The organism is Sphingobium sp. V4 (assembly GCF_029590555.1).
In the GTDB taxonomy this organism is placed as follows: domain Bacteria; phylum Pseudomonadota; class Alphaproteobacteria; order Sphingomonadales; family Sphingomonadaceae; genus Sphingobium.
The window spans coordinates 272,373-286,204 of sequence record NZ_CP081001.1; the positions used below are offsets into that span (position 1 = coordinate 272,373).

The window sequence follows — 13,832 nt, forward strand, 5'->3', positions numbered from 1 at the left end:
CGGATCAGTCACATGCGCGTCCTTTCCGGCATCCAGCCGACCGGCAATCTGCACCTGGGCAACTACCTCGGCGCGATCCGCAACTGGGTGCGGATGCAGGATGAGATGGACAGCGGGGCGGCCAACACGGACACGCCGACGAAAACGCCGGGCCAGTGCTTCTTCTTCCTCGCCGACATGCATTCCATCACCGTGCATGAAGGACGCGAGCAGCGCATCCGCAACGTCCGCGACATGGCCGCCGCTCTGGTCGCCGCCGGGATCGACCCCGATCGCTCGGTCCTGTTCAACCAGGCGCGCGTGCCGGCCCATGCGGAACTCTGCTGGCTGCTGAACGGCACGGCGCGCATCGGCTGGCTCAACCGCATGACCCAGTTCAAGGACAAGGTCGGCAAGGACCGCGAGGGCGCCTCGATCGGCCTGTTCGTCTATCCGGTGCTCCAGGCGGCCGACATATTGCTCTACAACGCGACCCATGTGCCGGTGGGCGAGGACCAGAAACAGCATCTGGAGCTGGCGCGCGACATCGCGACCAAGTTCAACACCGATTTCGGGGTCGAGTTGTTCACGCTGCCCGACCCGATCATTCCGAAGGAATCGGCGCGGATCATGTCCTTCCGCGACGGCACCGCGAAAATGTCCAAGTCCGACCCGAGCGACATGAGCCGCATCAACCTGACCGATGACGATGACGCCATCATGCAGAAGGTGAAGAAGGCCAAGACCGATCCCGAACCGCTGCCCGAAACGGCGGAAGGGCTGGCGGGCCGCCCGGAAGCGAACAATCTGGTCGGCATCTTCGCCACCCTGCGCGGCACCACGCCGGACGCGGTCTGCGCCGAGTTTGCGGGCAAGGGCTTCGGCGCGTTCAAGCCGGCGCTGGGCGAATTGCTGGTCGAGACGCTGCGCCCGATTCGCGAGCGCTTCCTGGAATTGCGCACTGACGACGCGGCGCTGGACGCGATCCTGGACAAGGGCGCGGCCAAGGCGGCGGCGGCGGCCGAGCCGACGCTGCGCGCGGCCTATGACGCGATGGGCCTGATGCGCTGATAACGAAGGGGCAGGCGCGCGCGCGAAAAGGGCGCGCCCCACGTCTGCCCGGTACGGGTTCGGTCTCCGGGCGTCGTCCTTGAGGGCGAGAACATGGTTTGCGCCCATTCGGTCCGATCGTGCGTTCAAACGATGTTCAGTTGCCTTTTGCTAGCGAAGGGCGCAAGAATGAACCCAGGCTCAACGCCTGTCACAGGACGCAGAAAAATGACCCGTTTCAAGATGTTCGGCCTGATTGCAGCGCCCGCACTGGCGCTGGTGGCGTTGTCGGGCTGCGCCACGTCGTTCAAGGCTGATGTCGCCCGTTTCCAGCAACTCCCCGCCCCGGCAGGCCAGAGCTATACCGTCGTCGCCGACGATCCCCGGCTCGCCGGCGGACTGGAGTTCGCCCATTATGCCGATCTGGTCGGGCAGCGCCTGACCCAGACCGGCTATGTTCCCGCCAGCGACCCGGCGCGTGCCGACCTGATCGTCCGGGTCGCCTATGATGTCGACAATGGTCGCGAGAAGGTCCGCTCTTCCGGCTTTGGTGGTGATCCCTTCATGTATGGCGGCGGCTGGGGCTGGCGCGGCCGCTGGGGCCGCCCCTGGGGCTATGGCTTCTATGATCCGTGGCTGTTTGGCGGCGCGGGCTATAATGACGTGTCGAGCTACACTGTCTACACCAGCGACCTCAGCGTGAAGATCGACCGCGCGGCTGATAATCGGCGTCTGTTCGAAGGCAAGGCGAGCGCCCAGTCGCTGTCGAACAAGCTGACCTATCTGGTTCCGAACCTGATCGACGCGATGTTCACCAACTTCCCCGGCCAGAATGGGGAAAATGTGAAGATCACGCTGCCGCCCGAAAAGAAGGGCTGACAGACAAAGCGTACAAGGGGCGGCTCCCGGCCAGACCCTGACATGACCCGGCGCTTCGGCAGGAGCGCCGGGTTTTCTTTCGGGATCGCCGTGTCGTTTCGCGGCGCGCGGGTGAACGGCTGTTTGGGGTGGGGAGCGGACTGTCAGGTTGCGGTGAAAGTCCGAGCCGTTTTACACGAAACTGCTATGAATATGGCTTCGATATTGCTCGGCAGAATGGCATTTTGTGATGGAGAGGCATCCTATGCCGATCGGCTTCTTTTTGTTTGGTGCCCTCGCGTTTCTGGCGGTCTATTTTGGTATTGCTAGCAATATTGCGAGGAATCGTGCATGGAAAGTCGGGGCACTCTGCGTCCTCGTCCCAGCCGTTGTTGGCTCTTCGTATCTGCTTGTTTTGTATACTAACTACGGCAGCGGACGTGGTGTGTTCGGGCTTGCTATTGTAATTGTGCTTGGTCTGGGCGGCCCTGTATCTCTGTATGGTGTGGGGCTTCTTATTCGAGCTATCAGTTTGCCGAGATAGCTTCCAAAGTCCGCTTGCGGGCAATCCTCATAGACTCGTGAGTGTCCATTTTTGGTCGCTTCCAGACTGTCCCGATGCTGCGGCACTAAACCCGCCGGAACGGATAGGGCGCGATCGTGCGTTCGTAGCTGTGCAGGTCCAGCGCGCGCGTCACCGGCGGCAGCGCCCGGTCGGGGCAGTCGCGCCGCTCGCACAAATGGCATGTGGGGCCGACGCCGGTCGCCTCGTCCTTCTCTGTGTCGAGCCCGTCGGCGTGGACGATGCGTCCGGCATGTTTGGCCTCGCACCCCAGCGCGATCACCGGGCTTGCCCGGCCGCCGTCCGGCCGATGGGGCAGCGCCATGGCCAGCGTGACGAAGCGGCGGCCGTCCAGCGTCTCGATCAACTGCGTTTCGACCCGGTCCGGTGCGCGCGCGTCGCACGCGTCCCAGCGCGGGCACAGGCCGCCATAGCGGGCGAAGGGCCATGCCTCGCCGTCGAAGCGCTTGGAGATGATGCCGGCGCGGTCGATCCGGACCATGAAGAAGGGGATGCCGCGCGCGCCGGTGCGGTTGAGGCTGGTGAGGCGGTGGGCGACCTGCTCGGTGGACATGCCGAACCGGTCGCGCAGCAGGGCGATGTCGTGGCGGCCCTGTTCGGCCGCCTGGCGGAAGCGGTCATAGGGCATGAGGAGCGCGGCGGCGGCATAGTTGGTGAGCGCGATGCTGGCGAGGCGGCGGCTGTCCTCGTCGGGCGGCGCGGCGCGGGCGATCTGTGCCGCGATCGAATCGGCCAGTTCCTGCGCGCACAGATGGTAGGCGATGGCGAACAGCCGCCCCGAAGCGGGCAGCCGCTCGCTCAGCATCAGCCGTCGCCGGTGCATGTCATAATGGCGCAGCGTTCCCGCCAGCACGTCACCCCGCACCAGTTGGACGCTCATGCCGTGCCGATCCTTCAGCCGCGCGCGCAATTCCGCCTGCAACAGTGCCGGATCGTCGGGCAGGCCGGCGGCCAGGCTTTCCGCGCCCGCGTCGATCTCGGCGAAATGATTGCCCGCGCGCGCGATCGTCTCGCGCAGCCAGTCGACAGGCGCCACCAGCGGGCCGGGGCTGCTGCGGTCGAGGGCGTCGCCCGGCAGGCGGCGCAGGTCGCTCAGCGCGCGGTAGAAGCGGGCGATCGCCTCGCTGACGCCCGGATAATTTTCCGCCACCTCCAATATTTCGTCGCGTGCGATGCCGATGTCGCGGACCAGCGCATCGGACAAAATCTCGCTCAGTTCGCCGGGGCCGCCCTCGGCCGGGGTGGCGGTGAAATCGCGAATGTCGATGTCATAGGTATTGGCCAGCCGCAGCAGCATCTGCGCGGTCAGCGGGCGCTGGTTGCGCTCCAGATGGTTGAGATAGCTGGGGGATACGCCCAGTTCCTCCGCCATGCGCGTCTGGTTGAGGCCCAGTTCGCGCCGCAGCACGCGCAGTTTCGGGCCGAGATAGAGTTTGCGATCGGTCAGCTCTGCCATATGGTCATAATGTCATAGAATGACAAAATGACCAAATCTGATTATGACTGGAGGCCACTCATCGGCCTTACGCAAGCGCGTTTGGCTGTCTATTTCGCTGTCCATAGCCCGATCAATGGGCCAGCGATGAAGGACAAGAGGATGACCACCGATACGATCGAACAGACCCACGGCCACCCCCAGCCCGCTCGCTCCCGTGCGGTGTTCAGCCAGGAGGATTTCGGCCTGATCCGCACCGCCATCGCCCATTATCTGCGCGAGGTTCAGGACCAGCCGGAATCGGTCAAATATGCCAATCTCTATCACCGGCTCGGCCGCGTGGCCTGAACCGTCAAGGCGAGGGGAGGAAGGGCGCGGCGGGCAACCGACCGCGCCCTCACGCTGTTCAGAACAGGCGGGTCAGCCCGTAGAAGGCCGCGCCGATGATCGCGGCGGCGGGCAGGGTGACGACCCAGGCGACAATGATGCTCGACGCCACGTTCCAGCGCACCGCCGACAGGCGGCGGGACGCGCCCACGCCGACAATCGCGCCGGTGATGGTGTGAGTGGTGGACACCGGCACGCCCAGATGGGTGGCCAGGAACAGGGTGATCGCGCCGCCGGTTTCCGCGCAGAAACCCTGCGCCGGGGTCAGCCGGGTGATCTTCGACCCCATGGTGTGGACGATCTTCCACCCGCCCAGCAACGTGCCCAGGCCCATCGCCGCCTGGCAGCTGATGACTACCCAGAAGGGAACGTGGAACTCCCCGTTCAGCATCCCCTGAGAATAGAGGAGCACGGCGATGATCCCCATCGTCTTCTGTGCGTCATTGCCGCCATGGCCGAGCGAATAGAGCGAGGCGGAGACGAGCTGGAGCTTGCGGAACACATTGTCGGCGCCCTGCGGGGTGAAGCGGCGGAAAATCCAGCTGATGAGCAGGACCAGCAGCAGCGCCAGCAGCAGGCCGATCGTGGGCGAAAGGACGATTGCGGCGCTGGTCTTGAACACGCCGCTCCACACCACCGCGGTCAGGCCGGCCTTGGCGATCCCCGCGCCCAGCAGTCCGCCGATCAGCGCATGGCTGGACGAGGACGGGATACCGAGCCCCCAGGTAATGAGGTTCCAGGCGATCGCGCCCATCAGCGCGCCGAAGATCACCTGCGGGTCGATGATGCTGGCGTCGACGATGCCCTTGCCCACCGTCGTCGCGACATGCAGGCCAAAGAAGAGGAAGGCGATGAAGTTGAAGAAGGCGGCCCAGGCGACCGCATATTGCGGCTTCAGAACGCGGGTCGACACGATGGTGGCGATCGAGTTGGCTGCGTCGTGCAGGCCGTTCAGGAAGTCGAAGGCGAGCGCGACGCCGATCAGCGCGATCAGCAGCGGGAGGGCGATGGGGTCCATGGATATGAGCGGTCAGGCGTGGTCGATGACCAGCCCGGAAATCTCGTTGGCGACGTCCTCGAACCGGTCGGTCACCTTCTCCAGATGGCTGTAGATCTCGTTGCCGACAATGAAGTCCATCGGGTTCCCGGCGCGGGCCTGTTCATAGAGCGCCTTGAGGCCGGCTTCATGAAGAATGTCGGCATGGCCCTCCAGCTTGACCAGTCGCTCGGTCAGGTCGTGGAGGCGTGAGGAATTGAGGTTGAGCGAGCGCAGCAGCGGCATGGCTTCGGCCGTGATGCGCGCGCATTCGACGATCAGCGCGCTCATGTCCTGCATCTGCGAGGGAAATTCCTTCACGTCGAACAGCGCGATCGCCTTGGCGGTCTGGTTCATCTGGTCGATCGCGTCGTCCATAACGCCGATCAGGCCGGTGATGGCGCTGCGGTCGAACGGGGTGACGAAGATGCGGCGCACGTCCTGCAACACTTCGCGGATGATGTCGTCCGCCTCATGCTCCTGGTCGGAGATGGTCTTGATATGCTCGGCCATGTCCGGCCCGCCCTTCAGCAGCTTCGCGAGCGCATCGGCGCCGGCGACCAGCGTCGTCGCATGATCCTCGAACTGCTCGAAGAAACGCCCCTGCTTGGGCATCAGCGCATGAAACCAGCGCAGCATTCCAGTCCTTTCACTTTGCTTCTCGCGTATCGCCAGCAGCAACCGGATGAACCAGCCCGGATCGGCGGGCGGTTCGCGGAAGGCGGCGATGATCGATTTCAGGTCGGGTTCGTCGACGGCCCTTGCAGCTTCGGCGACGGGGAACCAGCGCAGTTCCCTTTGGCCCTGTTCGGGCCATTGCGTCAGGTGGCCCGTGACCGCAAGCGGAAAAACCTCAACCTCTGCCTCGCGCGACCCGCCCTTGCGGCGGCGCTTGTCATAGCGGTAGCGGCCGAGCGGGGCGGGGCAGGCAATGCCGTGGATGCCCGCTTCCTCATAGGCTTCCAGTTCGGCGGCGCGATGGCCGGCCAGCCCTTTGATCCGGTTGCCCTTTGGAATCACCCAGCGCCGCGTCTCACGCGAGGTGATCAGCAGGATCTGCATCGATCCGTCGGCAGCGGTGGTATAGGGCAGGGCGGCGATCTGGCGCATGGACCGCTTGTAACAATATTGTCATAATGCGCAATCACCTCCGCCCGCCCTCACGGCCTAGATGGAGAAGCGCGCCGTCACCCGGATGTCGCGGCCCGCGAGCGGAGCGAAATCCTTGAGCACGCTGGCGTGGCGGCGGGCCTCCACATCGAAGATATTGTTGGCCGACAGCATCAGCGTGGTGCGGTCATTGCCGGCGAAGGGCTTGAATGAGAGCGACGCGTTGACCAGGGTGAAGCCATCGGTGGGCGTCTCGGTCGCGGCAATGCGGTCCTGCTCGAATACATGCTCGACTTCCGCTCGCGCGCTGATCCGGTCGCCCTGCGCCTCGATCCCGCCCAGCAGGCGCAGGGGAGGGATGCGCGGAGCGGGGCCACTGCCCTTGATGGTGGCGCGGACATAGTCGGCAACGCCGTCCAGGTTGATGGCGTAGCCGCCCAGTTGCGCCAGCTTCACCGATCCTTCGGCCTCGAAGCCATAATAGCGGGCATCGGCCTGGGCATAGGCGTAGCAGGGGAACTCCATCTCCGCCCCGCCATTGGCCGCCTGGCACACGCTGTCGTCGACGACCGAGTCATAGATATAGCCGTCGAACCAGTTGTGATAGGCTGCAAAGCTGACGCTATAGCCTTCGCCTTTGCCGCGCAGCGTGGCTTCGGCGCCCCAGCTCTTTTCCTTGCCGAAGCGCGGGTCGCCCAGTTCGAACGCCTGGGTTCCTGCATGATTGCCGCGCGCGAACAACTCCTCGGCCGAGGGCGCGCGTTCGCTGCGCGAGAGGTTGAGGCCAGCCCGCCAGCCCGGCACGATCTCCTGGCTGATGCCGACGGAGCCGGACAGCGCGTTGAAGCTGCGCTGATAGCCACCCACGAACAGGTCGGCATCGGCGTTGGAGGAAAGATCGGTATGTTCGTAGCGCGCCCCCGCCTCGATCCGTGTGCGGCCAAGGTCCAGCGATTGAAGCGTGAAGACACCGATCTGGTTGGTCTCGTTCTTCGGCAGGAATTTCTCTTCGCCGACCGCTTCGAACCGGCGGGTGAAGAACTGCGCGCCGAACGCGCCATCCCAGCCCCCCTGGCGCGCCTGGATGAATTCCAGCCGGCTTTCCATCGACTGGTTGTAGAAGGTCGTACCGACCTCGCCGCTGGGTTCGATTTCCTGATGCTGGTAATCCGCGAAACCCGCGCGCAGGCGGATGCTGTCGAGGAAGCCGCCACCCGTCGCCACCTCGCCGCGCAGGTCGGCTCGGGTCTGCTTCATCGCCAACGTCACATCCTCATGGGTGTGGCCCGGTTCGTCGTCATGACCATGATCGTCAGTATCCTCCGCGACGTCGATCCGCGACGGCACGCCATAGCGATTTTCGCTGTGCGAAACCGACACGCCCAGATTGCCGCCGTCGCCGACATAGGCGAAGCCGCCCGCCACTTCCCATGTTTCGGCGGCGGTGTTGGGCAGCTTGCCCTTCCATTGGCCGTCCTCGCGGATTTCCGGGTCGTTCGACTGGGCGGCCAGCGCCCGCATCGGCTTGGACAATATATAGCCGCCAGTGCGCAGATCGTCGGTCTTGGTCCAGCTGCCGTCGACATGGACGACGAAATTCTCCGCCAGCGGCGCTTCTATTTCACCGCTCAGCGTGCGCTCGTTCGCGGCGCTGCCATAGGTGGCGATGCCCTCGACATGGATCGGTTCGTCCGGCACGCGGCGCGGGATACGGCTGTCGATCACATTGACCACGCCGCCGATCGCCGACGATCCGTAAAGCAGCGCCGCGGGGCCACGCAATATCTCGATCCGGTCGGCGGTCAGCGGATTGATGGCGACGGCATGGTCGACCGAGGTGTTGGATACGTCGAAACTGCCGATGCCGTCGGTCAGGATGCGGACGCGCTCCCCCTGGAAGCCGCGCAGGATCGGGCGCGAGGCATTGGGACCGAAGCTGGTGGCCGACACGCCGGGCTGGCGCGCCAGCGTCTCGCCGATGCTGGGGCGCAGGTCGCGGGTCAGCTTCTCGCCGGTCAGGACCGACGTGCCCGACAATATGTCGCCCTGTCGGCGCGGGATCAGCGCAGTGACGACGATATCGGCCTTCGCATCGTCATGATAGGCTTGGTCGGGGGCTGCGGTGTCGGCCGGCGCCTGTGCCAAGGCGGGGGAGGCGAGACAGGCGGCGGCCAGATACAGGCCGTAGGGATATAGGGCGGACGAGGCGCAACCGGCACGAAGCGAAGAAAAACGGGACATTGGGGACTGTCATCCTTGGGCAATCGCGAAAGAGGATGAGACCCTGTATCTAGCATGTTACAACATATCAATACCAGTTCGCCGCGTTTTTGTCGCGGGGCATCATGTTGGACGGATGAGCGAGGCCGATCCACCATGCGCGGCGCGAACCGCCGTTGCCCTGGCAAGCGGCGCCATGCTTCAGAGAAACAGAAATTCTGCCAGAGCCTCGACGGCCGGCGTCTCGCCCGCTTTAGGGCCGAGCGCCTGTCTGATCTCGATCGGGGGGAGGGGCATGTCGAGCGGCAGACGGCTGATTCCCGCCATTCGCCCCAGGTCGCGGGCGAGCGCGCCGAAGGCCGGGAACAAGCCCGCGCCCTTGCGCAGTGCCGACATCACTGCGAACATATCATCGCTTTCCAAGGCCATTGGTCCCAGCCGCGCGCGACCGCGCTCCAGCGCGTCAGCGATGATCGCGCGGGTGGCGTTGCGCCGGTCCATCGCGATCATCGGGCTGATTGCGAGATCATCCCGCGACACGATGTCCGCGCGCGCCAGCGGATGCGCCGCGCCGGCATAGAGGTTGAGCTGCTCCGACCAGCCATAGCGCGAGGGAAAGGCGTCCGGCGCGCTCAACGCATAGAAATAGGCGATGTCCGCGCCGCCATGCCGCAGCGCTGCCGCGGCATCTTCGGCCGACTGGACATGCAGGTCGAGCGTGATCGCGATATCCTCGTTCGCCGCCTCGAAGGCTGATAATTTCTCCTGCAACTGGCCGAAGACCGGCGCTGGGGCGGCGAGAAGGATCGTCCGGCGCGGCGGTTCGGTGGATGTGGGGCGGACCAGCGTCGCGGGCAGGACGACAGGGTCGGTTGGCGGCGGCGACGCAGGATCGTCAGGTGCGTCGGCCTCGTCCTGCGTCAACTGGGTCATGGCCTGCGCGGTCTTGCGCCCCGCCGGGGTCAACCGCGCCGCGCCCTCCAGATCGTCGAACAGCCGGTACCCCAGCCGCATCTCCAATGACGCCATGTCGCGCGCGATCGCTTCTGCCGGCACCCCCAGCATGATTGCGCAGCGAGCGAGGCTTCCGGCCGCAACCATCTGCGCGAAAAGGTCAAGTTGGCGCAGGGAGGGGCGATCCATGACCGCCTGATAGAGGAAATGCGGAAGATGGGTAAGGGTGATCTTGACGAGACCCCTGCGATGATGGCAGGGCGCTCTCCTGCCGGGCGGGTATAGCTCAATGGTAGAGCACTAGCCTTCCAAGCTTGTGATGCGGGTTCGATCCCCGCTACCCGCTCCAGCCCTTCCTTATTCTTCCTTCGCCGGCGGACCCGAGCTTCCGCGTTCGATCAGCGTGAACTGGAATTCCGGGGCGTCGAGCGGGCCGGCGGCCAGTGCGTCGATTACGCAGCGACCCATATCCTCCAGCGGCTGGCGCACGGTGGTCAGCGGCGGCCAGGAGGTGAGGCTGGCCGTCGTGTCGTCGAAGCCCGTCACCGAGAGATCCTCCGGCACGCGCAGGCCGATGCGATGCGCCAGCGTCAGCACGCCCAGCGCCATTTCGTCATTGGTGGCAAAGACCGCGGTCGGCGGCTGGGGCTGGGCGAGCAGCGCCTCGCCTGCCTCGATGCCGGAGGCGAAATCGAACCGGCCAGGTACGAACAGGGCTTCGTCCACGGCGATCCCGGCGGCGGCCAACCCCTCGCGAAACCCCTCGACACGGCGCAGCGCGGCGTGGTGGGTTGCGGGCGGGGTGATGACGCCGATGCGCCGATGGCCAAGGCCGATGAGATGATCGGCCATCATCCGGCCAGCCGCCTGCTCGGGCGTGCGGATGGTGAAGCTTGGCGCGTCCACCGAACCCGCGATCCGGGCACAGGGCAGCTTCATTTCCGCCAGCCGCTCCAGCAGCCCAACATCGTCCGACAGCGGGGGCACCAGCAGCACGCCGTCCGGGCGCAGTGCCGCGACCAGCCGTTCCAGCACCTCGAACCGTTCCTCCGCACGGGGTGAGATCGGCTCCACCACCAGATGATAGCCCAATTCCCGACAGCGCCAGGCTGCGCCGATCTGGATGCGGCTGACATAGCCGGGGGCAGGGTTGTTATAGAGAAAGGCGATCATGAAGGAGCGCCCGCCCGCGAGCCGTCGCGCCGACTGGTTGGGGCGATAGCCAAGCTGATCGATCGCCGCCTGGACGCGTTCGCGCAGTTCGTCGCTGACATTGGGCGCCTTGTTGACGACGCGTGACACCGTCTTGATCGAAACCTTGGCGCGGGCGGCGACGTCGTGGATGCTCGTCATGGGATACTTGGCTCGGGACGCTGGGAAAAGGTTGTCATGCCCGGATTTCGGGCCTCTTGGCAAGATGCGGTCCCCGGCCCTATGCTGCGCGCATGAGCAACGTCATCAACCTGCGCCAGGCGCGAAAGGCGAAAGCACGCGCCGACAAGGCGAGCCAGGCGGAGGTCAATCGCGTGAAGTTCGGCCGAAGCAAGGCGCAGCGGGTCGCCGACGCGGCGGATGAAAAGGCGCGGATTGCTCTGCTGGAAGGCGCGCGACGCGAAAAGACAAACGGTCAGGCGGACGCAGAAGAATCATAGTATCGAGCTCATCGAGTATCATGAGTTTCGTCAATGTTCGGTTCATCTTCAGATGAACGCTTATTAATATTGTTCGGCACGGCGCGGGCCTTGCTCGATTCATCCCGATTCTGATCGAATGGGTGAGATTAATCACCCGTTCGGCGGTTTCATTGCCGCTATGACTGGACATATTCGCACCATTCGCCCCGCCAGGGCCGCGATCGCCGCTGTTCTGGCCCTCAGTGCAACCCCGCTATTCGCGCAGACTGTCGCGCCGCCGCTGGTAGCCCCCACGACCGTGCCGGACGCGCCGACGCCCGCGGCGACGCCCATGCCGGTAGCTCCCGCAACCACGCCATCGCCGGTATTCAAGCCCAGCGCTCCGGTGGTGCAGGCCACCCCGCCCCTGGAAGAGCGCATCGCCGTCGCGACCGCCGCAGCAGAGGCGGAACAGGGCGCGCAACCGGCCGCCCGCCGCACGGCAGAGGCGAGGCCGCAGCCCCGGCCGGCGTCCCGCGCCGAACGCATGACGGAGCGGGCGCCGGCGCCCGCTCCACAGTCTGCCCCTGCATCTCCGCCCGTTGCGGCGGAACCTGTCCTGCCTGCTCCTGCTCCTGCGCCCGTCGAGGCCGCCACGGGCGATCCGGTTGTCACGCCCGCGACCACGCCCCAGTCGGGGCGGACGGACGATGCGCTCCTATGGGCACTGGGCGGCGGTGCGCTGCTGCTGCTGGGGCTGGGCGGGGCGGCGATGATGCGTCGTCGTCGACCGGAGGAAGATTATGCCGGCCCGGTGCGCGCGCTTGAACCCTCGCTGATCCCCGCCGTCGCAATGACGCCCGCGCCGGCACGCCCGATGGTCGCCCGTCCGGCCATGGCCCCTATGGCGGCGATGCCAGCCGATGCGACGCTTGAGGCGATGGTCGCCGCGCCGCCCAGCGCGGACAATCCCTTCACCACCCGGACTAAGCGCCTGCGCCGCGCCAAGTTCCTGCTGGCCGAGCGAGCGATGGAAGCGGCGCCCCATGTCCCGCCACAGACGGTCCATGCCGAACCGGTCCCTGCGTCGGCCCCCTTGTCGGCCTTGGACCGCAGCCAGACTGTCTATCGCTTCGGTGCGGATCGCCAGCGGCCGGGCTTCGGCAAGCCGCGCACAAGCTGACCGACCATCCGCGTGACATGAAGAAAGCCGGGCGTCGGAACGCCCGGCTTTCTTCATGTCCGGTTGCGCTTTGGCGGCTTGCCTGATACCGGGCGCGCGCATCAATTCCGCGTCCTTCTGCACGAAAAGAGTCGCCGCCCATGTCCGACAAGATCAACCGTATCGTCCTCGCCTTTTCCGGTGGTCTCGACACCAGCGTGATCCTGAAATGGCTCCAGCAGACCTACCAGTGCGAAGTGGTGACCTTCACCGCCGATCTGGGGCAGGGCGAGGAGCTGGAACCGGCCCGCGCCAAGGCCCGCCTGATGGGGGTCAAGGAAGAGCATATCTTCATCGACGACCTGCGCGAGGAATTCGTGAAGGATTATGTCTTCCCGATGATGCGCTCCAACGCGCTTTATGAAGGTCTCTACCTGCTCGGCACCTCGATCGCCCGTCCGCTGATCGCCAAGCGCCAGATCGAGATCGCGAAGATGGTGGGCGCCGACGCGGTGTCGCACGGCGCGACCGGCAAGGGTAACGATCAGGTCCGCTTCGAACTTGGCTATTATGGTCTCGCCCCCGACATCAAGGTGATCGCGCCCTGGCGCGAATGGGATCTGGCCAGCCGCACCAAGCTGATCGAATTCGCCGAGAAGCACCAGATTCCGATTCCGCGCGACAAGCGTGGCGAAAGCCCCTTCTCGACCGATGCGAACATGCTGCACACTTCGTCGGAAGGCAAAGTGTTGGAGGATCCGTGGGAGGAAACCCCGGATTATGTCTATTCGCGTACGGTGAACCCGGAAGACGCGCCCGACGCGCCCGAATATATCACGATCGATTTCGAGCGCGGCGATGGCGTCGCGATCAACGGCGTCGGCATGTCGCCCGCGACGCTGCTCGAAACGCTGAATGACTATGGCCGCAAGCATGGTATCGGTCGGCTCGACCTGGTGGAAAACCGCTTCGTCGGCATGAAGTCGCGCGGCATGTACGAGACGCCGGGCGGCACCATCTATCACCTCGCCCATCGCGGTATCGAGCAGTTGACGCTCGACCGTGGCGCCGCGCACCTGAAGGACGAACTGGCGCCGCGCTATGCCGAACTTATCTATAACGGCTTCTGGTTCAGCCCCGAGCGGGAGATGCTCCAGGCTGCGATCGACCATAGCCAGGAAAAGGTGACGGGCACCGTCCGCCTCAAGCTCTACAAGGGCGGCGTCTATGTCGTCGGCCGGAAGTCGCCCTATTCGCTCTACAGCGAGAAGGTCGTGACCTTCGAGGATGACGCGGGCGCCTATGACCAGCGCGATGCGGCTGGCTTCATCAAGCTCAATGCGCTGCGGCTTCGTTTGCTGGGACGGCGCGATCGTTGAGATCGCGATGCCGCCCGTTACAATTCGCGACAAACAAGCGGGCGGCATGACATATCTGCGGGACAA

Annotated in this window: 13 protein-coding genes and 1 tRNA gene; 8 read left to right on the plus strand and 6 right to left on the minus strand. The window is 65.2% G+C overall.

Translation table 11 applies throughout. From position 1 onward, the window contains the following. The first annotated feature begins 12 nt into the window (after window positions 1-12). The 3 genes from trpS to K3M67_RS01410 all read left to right on the plus strand — a co-directional run bounded on the left by trpS (window position 13) and on the right by K3M67_RS01410 (window position 2,431). Entirely contained in the window at window positions 13-1,050 is a 1,038-nt protein-coding gene (gene trpS / locus K3M67_RS01400; protein WP_066863812.1) for a tryptophan--tRNA ligase, read from the plus strand. 207 nt (window positions 1,051-1,257) lie between these two features. Next, on the plus strand, window positions 1,258-1,908 hold the full coding sequence (locus K3M67_RS01405) for a DUF4136 domain-containing protein (RefSeq protein WP_066863809.1): 651 nt from the start codon (window positions 1,258-1,260) through the stop codon (window positions 1,906-1,908). A gap of 244 nt (window positions 1,909-2,152) precedes the next feature. Next, window positions 2,153-2,431 carry a hypothetical protein gene (locus K3M67_RS01410; protein WP_285832069.1) on the plus strand — a complete coding sequence of 93 codons (279 nt, stop codon included), beginning with the start codon at window positions 2,153-2,155 and terminating at the stop codon, window positions 2,429-2,431. Between the two features lie 85 nt (window positions 2,432-2,516). On the opposite strand, the gene K3M67_RS01415 is transcribed toward K3M67_RS01410, so the two are convergent. Further along, window positions 2,517-3,926, minus strand: a complete 1,410-nt coding sequence (locus tag K3M67_RS01415) for a helix-turn-helix domain-containing protein (RefSeq protein WP_285832070.1) — start codon at window positions 3,924-3,926, stop codon at window positions 2,517-2,519. Between the two features lie 141 nt (window positions 3,927-4,067). Between K3M67_RS01415 and K3M67_RS01420 the strand changes: the two genes are divergently transcribed. Next, complete coding sequence (locus K3M67_RS01420) at window positions 4,068-4,253, plus strand: hypothetical protein (RefSeq protein ID WP_066860619.1); 186 nt, start codon at window positions 4,068-4,070, stop codon at window positions 4,251-4,253. A 58-nt stretch (window positions 4,254-4,311) separates the two neighbouring features. Here the strand turns inward: K3M67_RS01420 and K3M67_RS01425 are convergent, their stop codons facing one another. From K3M67_RS01425 to K3M67_RS01440, 4 genes are all read right to left on the minus strand, one after another. Beyond that, a complete protein-coding gene (locus tag K3M67_RS01425; RefSeq protein WP_066860511.1) occupies window positions 4,312-5,310 on the minus strand; it encodes an inorganic phosphate transporter in 999 nt (332 codons plus the stop codon). 12 nt (window positions 5,311-5,322) lie between these two features. Next, window positions 5,323-6,438 carry a DUF47 family protein gene (locus K3M67_RS01430; protein ID WP_066860508.1) on the minus strand — a complete coding sequence of 372 codons (1,116 nt, stop codon included), beginning with the start codon at window positions 6,436-6,438 and terminating at the stop codon, window positions 5,323-5,325. Window positions 6,439-6,495: 57 nt separating this feature from the next. After that, a complete protein-coding gene (locus tag K3M67_RS01435) occupies window positions 6,496-8,679 on the minus strand; it encodes a TonB-dependent receptor domain-containing protein (RefSeq protein WP_285832071.1) in 2,184 nt (727 codons plus the stop codon). 180 nt (window positions 8,680-8,859) lie between these two features. Further along, entirely contained in the window at window positions 8,860-9,801 is a 942-nt protein-coding gene (locus K3M67_RS01440; RefSeq protein ID WP_066860502.1) for a LysR family transcriptional regulator, read from the minus strand. A gap of 86 nt (window positions 9,802-9,887) precedes the next feature. Here K3M67_RS01440 and K3M67_RS01445 point away from each other — a divergent pair. Continuing rightward, window positions 9,888-9,961, plus strand: a tRNA-Gly gene (locus K3M67_RS01445). Between the two features lie 8 nt (window positions 9,962-9,969). Here the strand turns inward: K3M67_RS01445 and K3M67_RS01450 are convergent. Continuing rightward, on the minus strand, window positions 9,970-10,965 hold the full coding sequence (locus K3M67_RS01450; RefSeq protein WP_285832072.1) for a LacI family DNA-binding transcriptional regulator: 996 nt from the start codon (window positions 10,963-10,965) through the stop codon (window positions 9,970-9,972). Window positions 10,966-11,057: 92 nt separating this feature from the next. Here K3M67_RS01450 and K3M67_RS01455 point away from each other — a divergent pair, with 92 nt between their 5' ends. The 3 genes from K3M67_RS01455 (at window position 11,058) to K3M67_RS01465 (ending at window position 13,766) form a co-directional block, all read left to right on the plus strand. Beyond that, window positions 11,058-11,264, plus strand: a complete 207-nt coding sequence (locus K3M67_RS01455; RefSeq protein ID WP_066860494.1) for a DUF4169 family protein — start codon at window positions 11,058-11,060, stop codon at window positions 11,262-11,264. 160 nt (window positions 11,265-11,424) lie between these two features. Beyond that, entirely contained in the window at window positions 11,425-12,408 is a 984-nt protein-coding gene (locus tag K3M67_RS01460; RefSeq protein WP_285832073.1) for a hypothetical protein, read from the plus strand. Window positions 12,409-12,548: 140 nt separating this feature from the next. Then, window positions 12,549-13,766, plus strand: coding sequence for an argininosuccinate synthase (locus K3M67_RS01465; RefSeq protein ID WP_066860491.1), 1,218 nt, complete (start codon window positions 12,549-12,551; stop codon window positions 13,764-13,766). Window positions 13,767-13,832: the final 66 nt, after the last annotated feature.

Coding starts and splice junctions, on each gene's coding strand:
- K3M67_RS01420 (WP_066860619.1), top strand. CDS start 4,068: ATGACCACCGATACGATCGAACAGACCCACGGCCACCCCCAGCCCGCT.
- K3M67_RS01460 (WP_285832073.1), top strand. CDS start 11,425: ATGACTGGACATATTCGCACCATTCGCCCCGCCAGGGCCGCGATCGCC.
- K3M67_RS01440 (WP_066860502.1), bottom strand. CDS start 9,801: ATGGATCGCCCCTCCCTGCGCCAACTTGACCTTTTCGCGCAGATGGTT.
- K3M67_RS01415 (WP_285832070.1), bottom strand. CDS start 3,926: ATGGCAGAGCTGACCGATCGCAAACTCTATCTCGGCCCGAAACTGCGC.
- K3M67_RS01465 (WP_066860491.1), top strand. CDS start 12,549: ATGTCCGACAAGATCAACCGTATCGTCCTCGCCTTTTCCGGTGGTCTC.
- K3M67_RS01435 (WP_285832071.1), bottom strand. CDS start 8,679: ATGTCCCGTTTTTCTTCGCTTCGTGCCGGTTGCGCCTCGTCCGCCCTA.
- K3M67_RS01410 (WP_285832069.1), top strand. CDS start 2,153: ATGCCGATCGGCTTCTTTTTGTTTGGTGCCCTCGCGTTTCTGGCGGTC.
- K3M67_RS01425 (WP_066860511.1), bottom strand. CDS start 5,310: ATGGACCCCATCGCCCTCCCGCTGCTGATCGCGCTGATCGGCGTCGCG.
- K3M67_RS01450 (WP_285832072.1), bottom strand. CDS start 10,965: ATGACGAGCATCCACGACGTCGCCGCCCGCGCCAAGGTTTCGATCAAG.
- K3M67_RS01405 (WP_066863809.1), top strand. CDS start 1,258: ATGACCCGTTTCAAGATGTTCGGCCTGATTGCAGCGCCCGCACTGGCG.
- K3M67_RS01455 (WP_066860494.1), top strand. CDS start 11,058: ATGAGCAACGTCATCAACCTGCGCCAGGCGCGAAAGGCGAAAGCACGC.
- trpS (WP_066863812.1), top strand. CDS start 13: ATGCGCGTCCTTTCCGGCATCCAGCCGACCGGCAATCTGCACCTGGGC.
- K3M67_RS01430 (WP_066860508.1), bottom strand. CDS start 6,438: ATGCGCCAGATCGCCGCCCTGCCCTATACCACCGCTGCCGACGGATCG.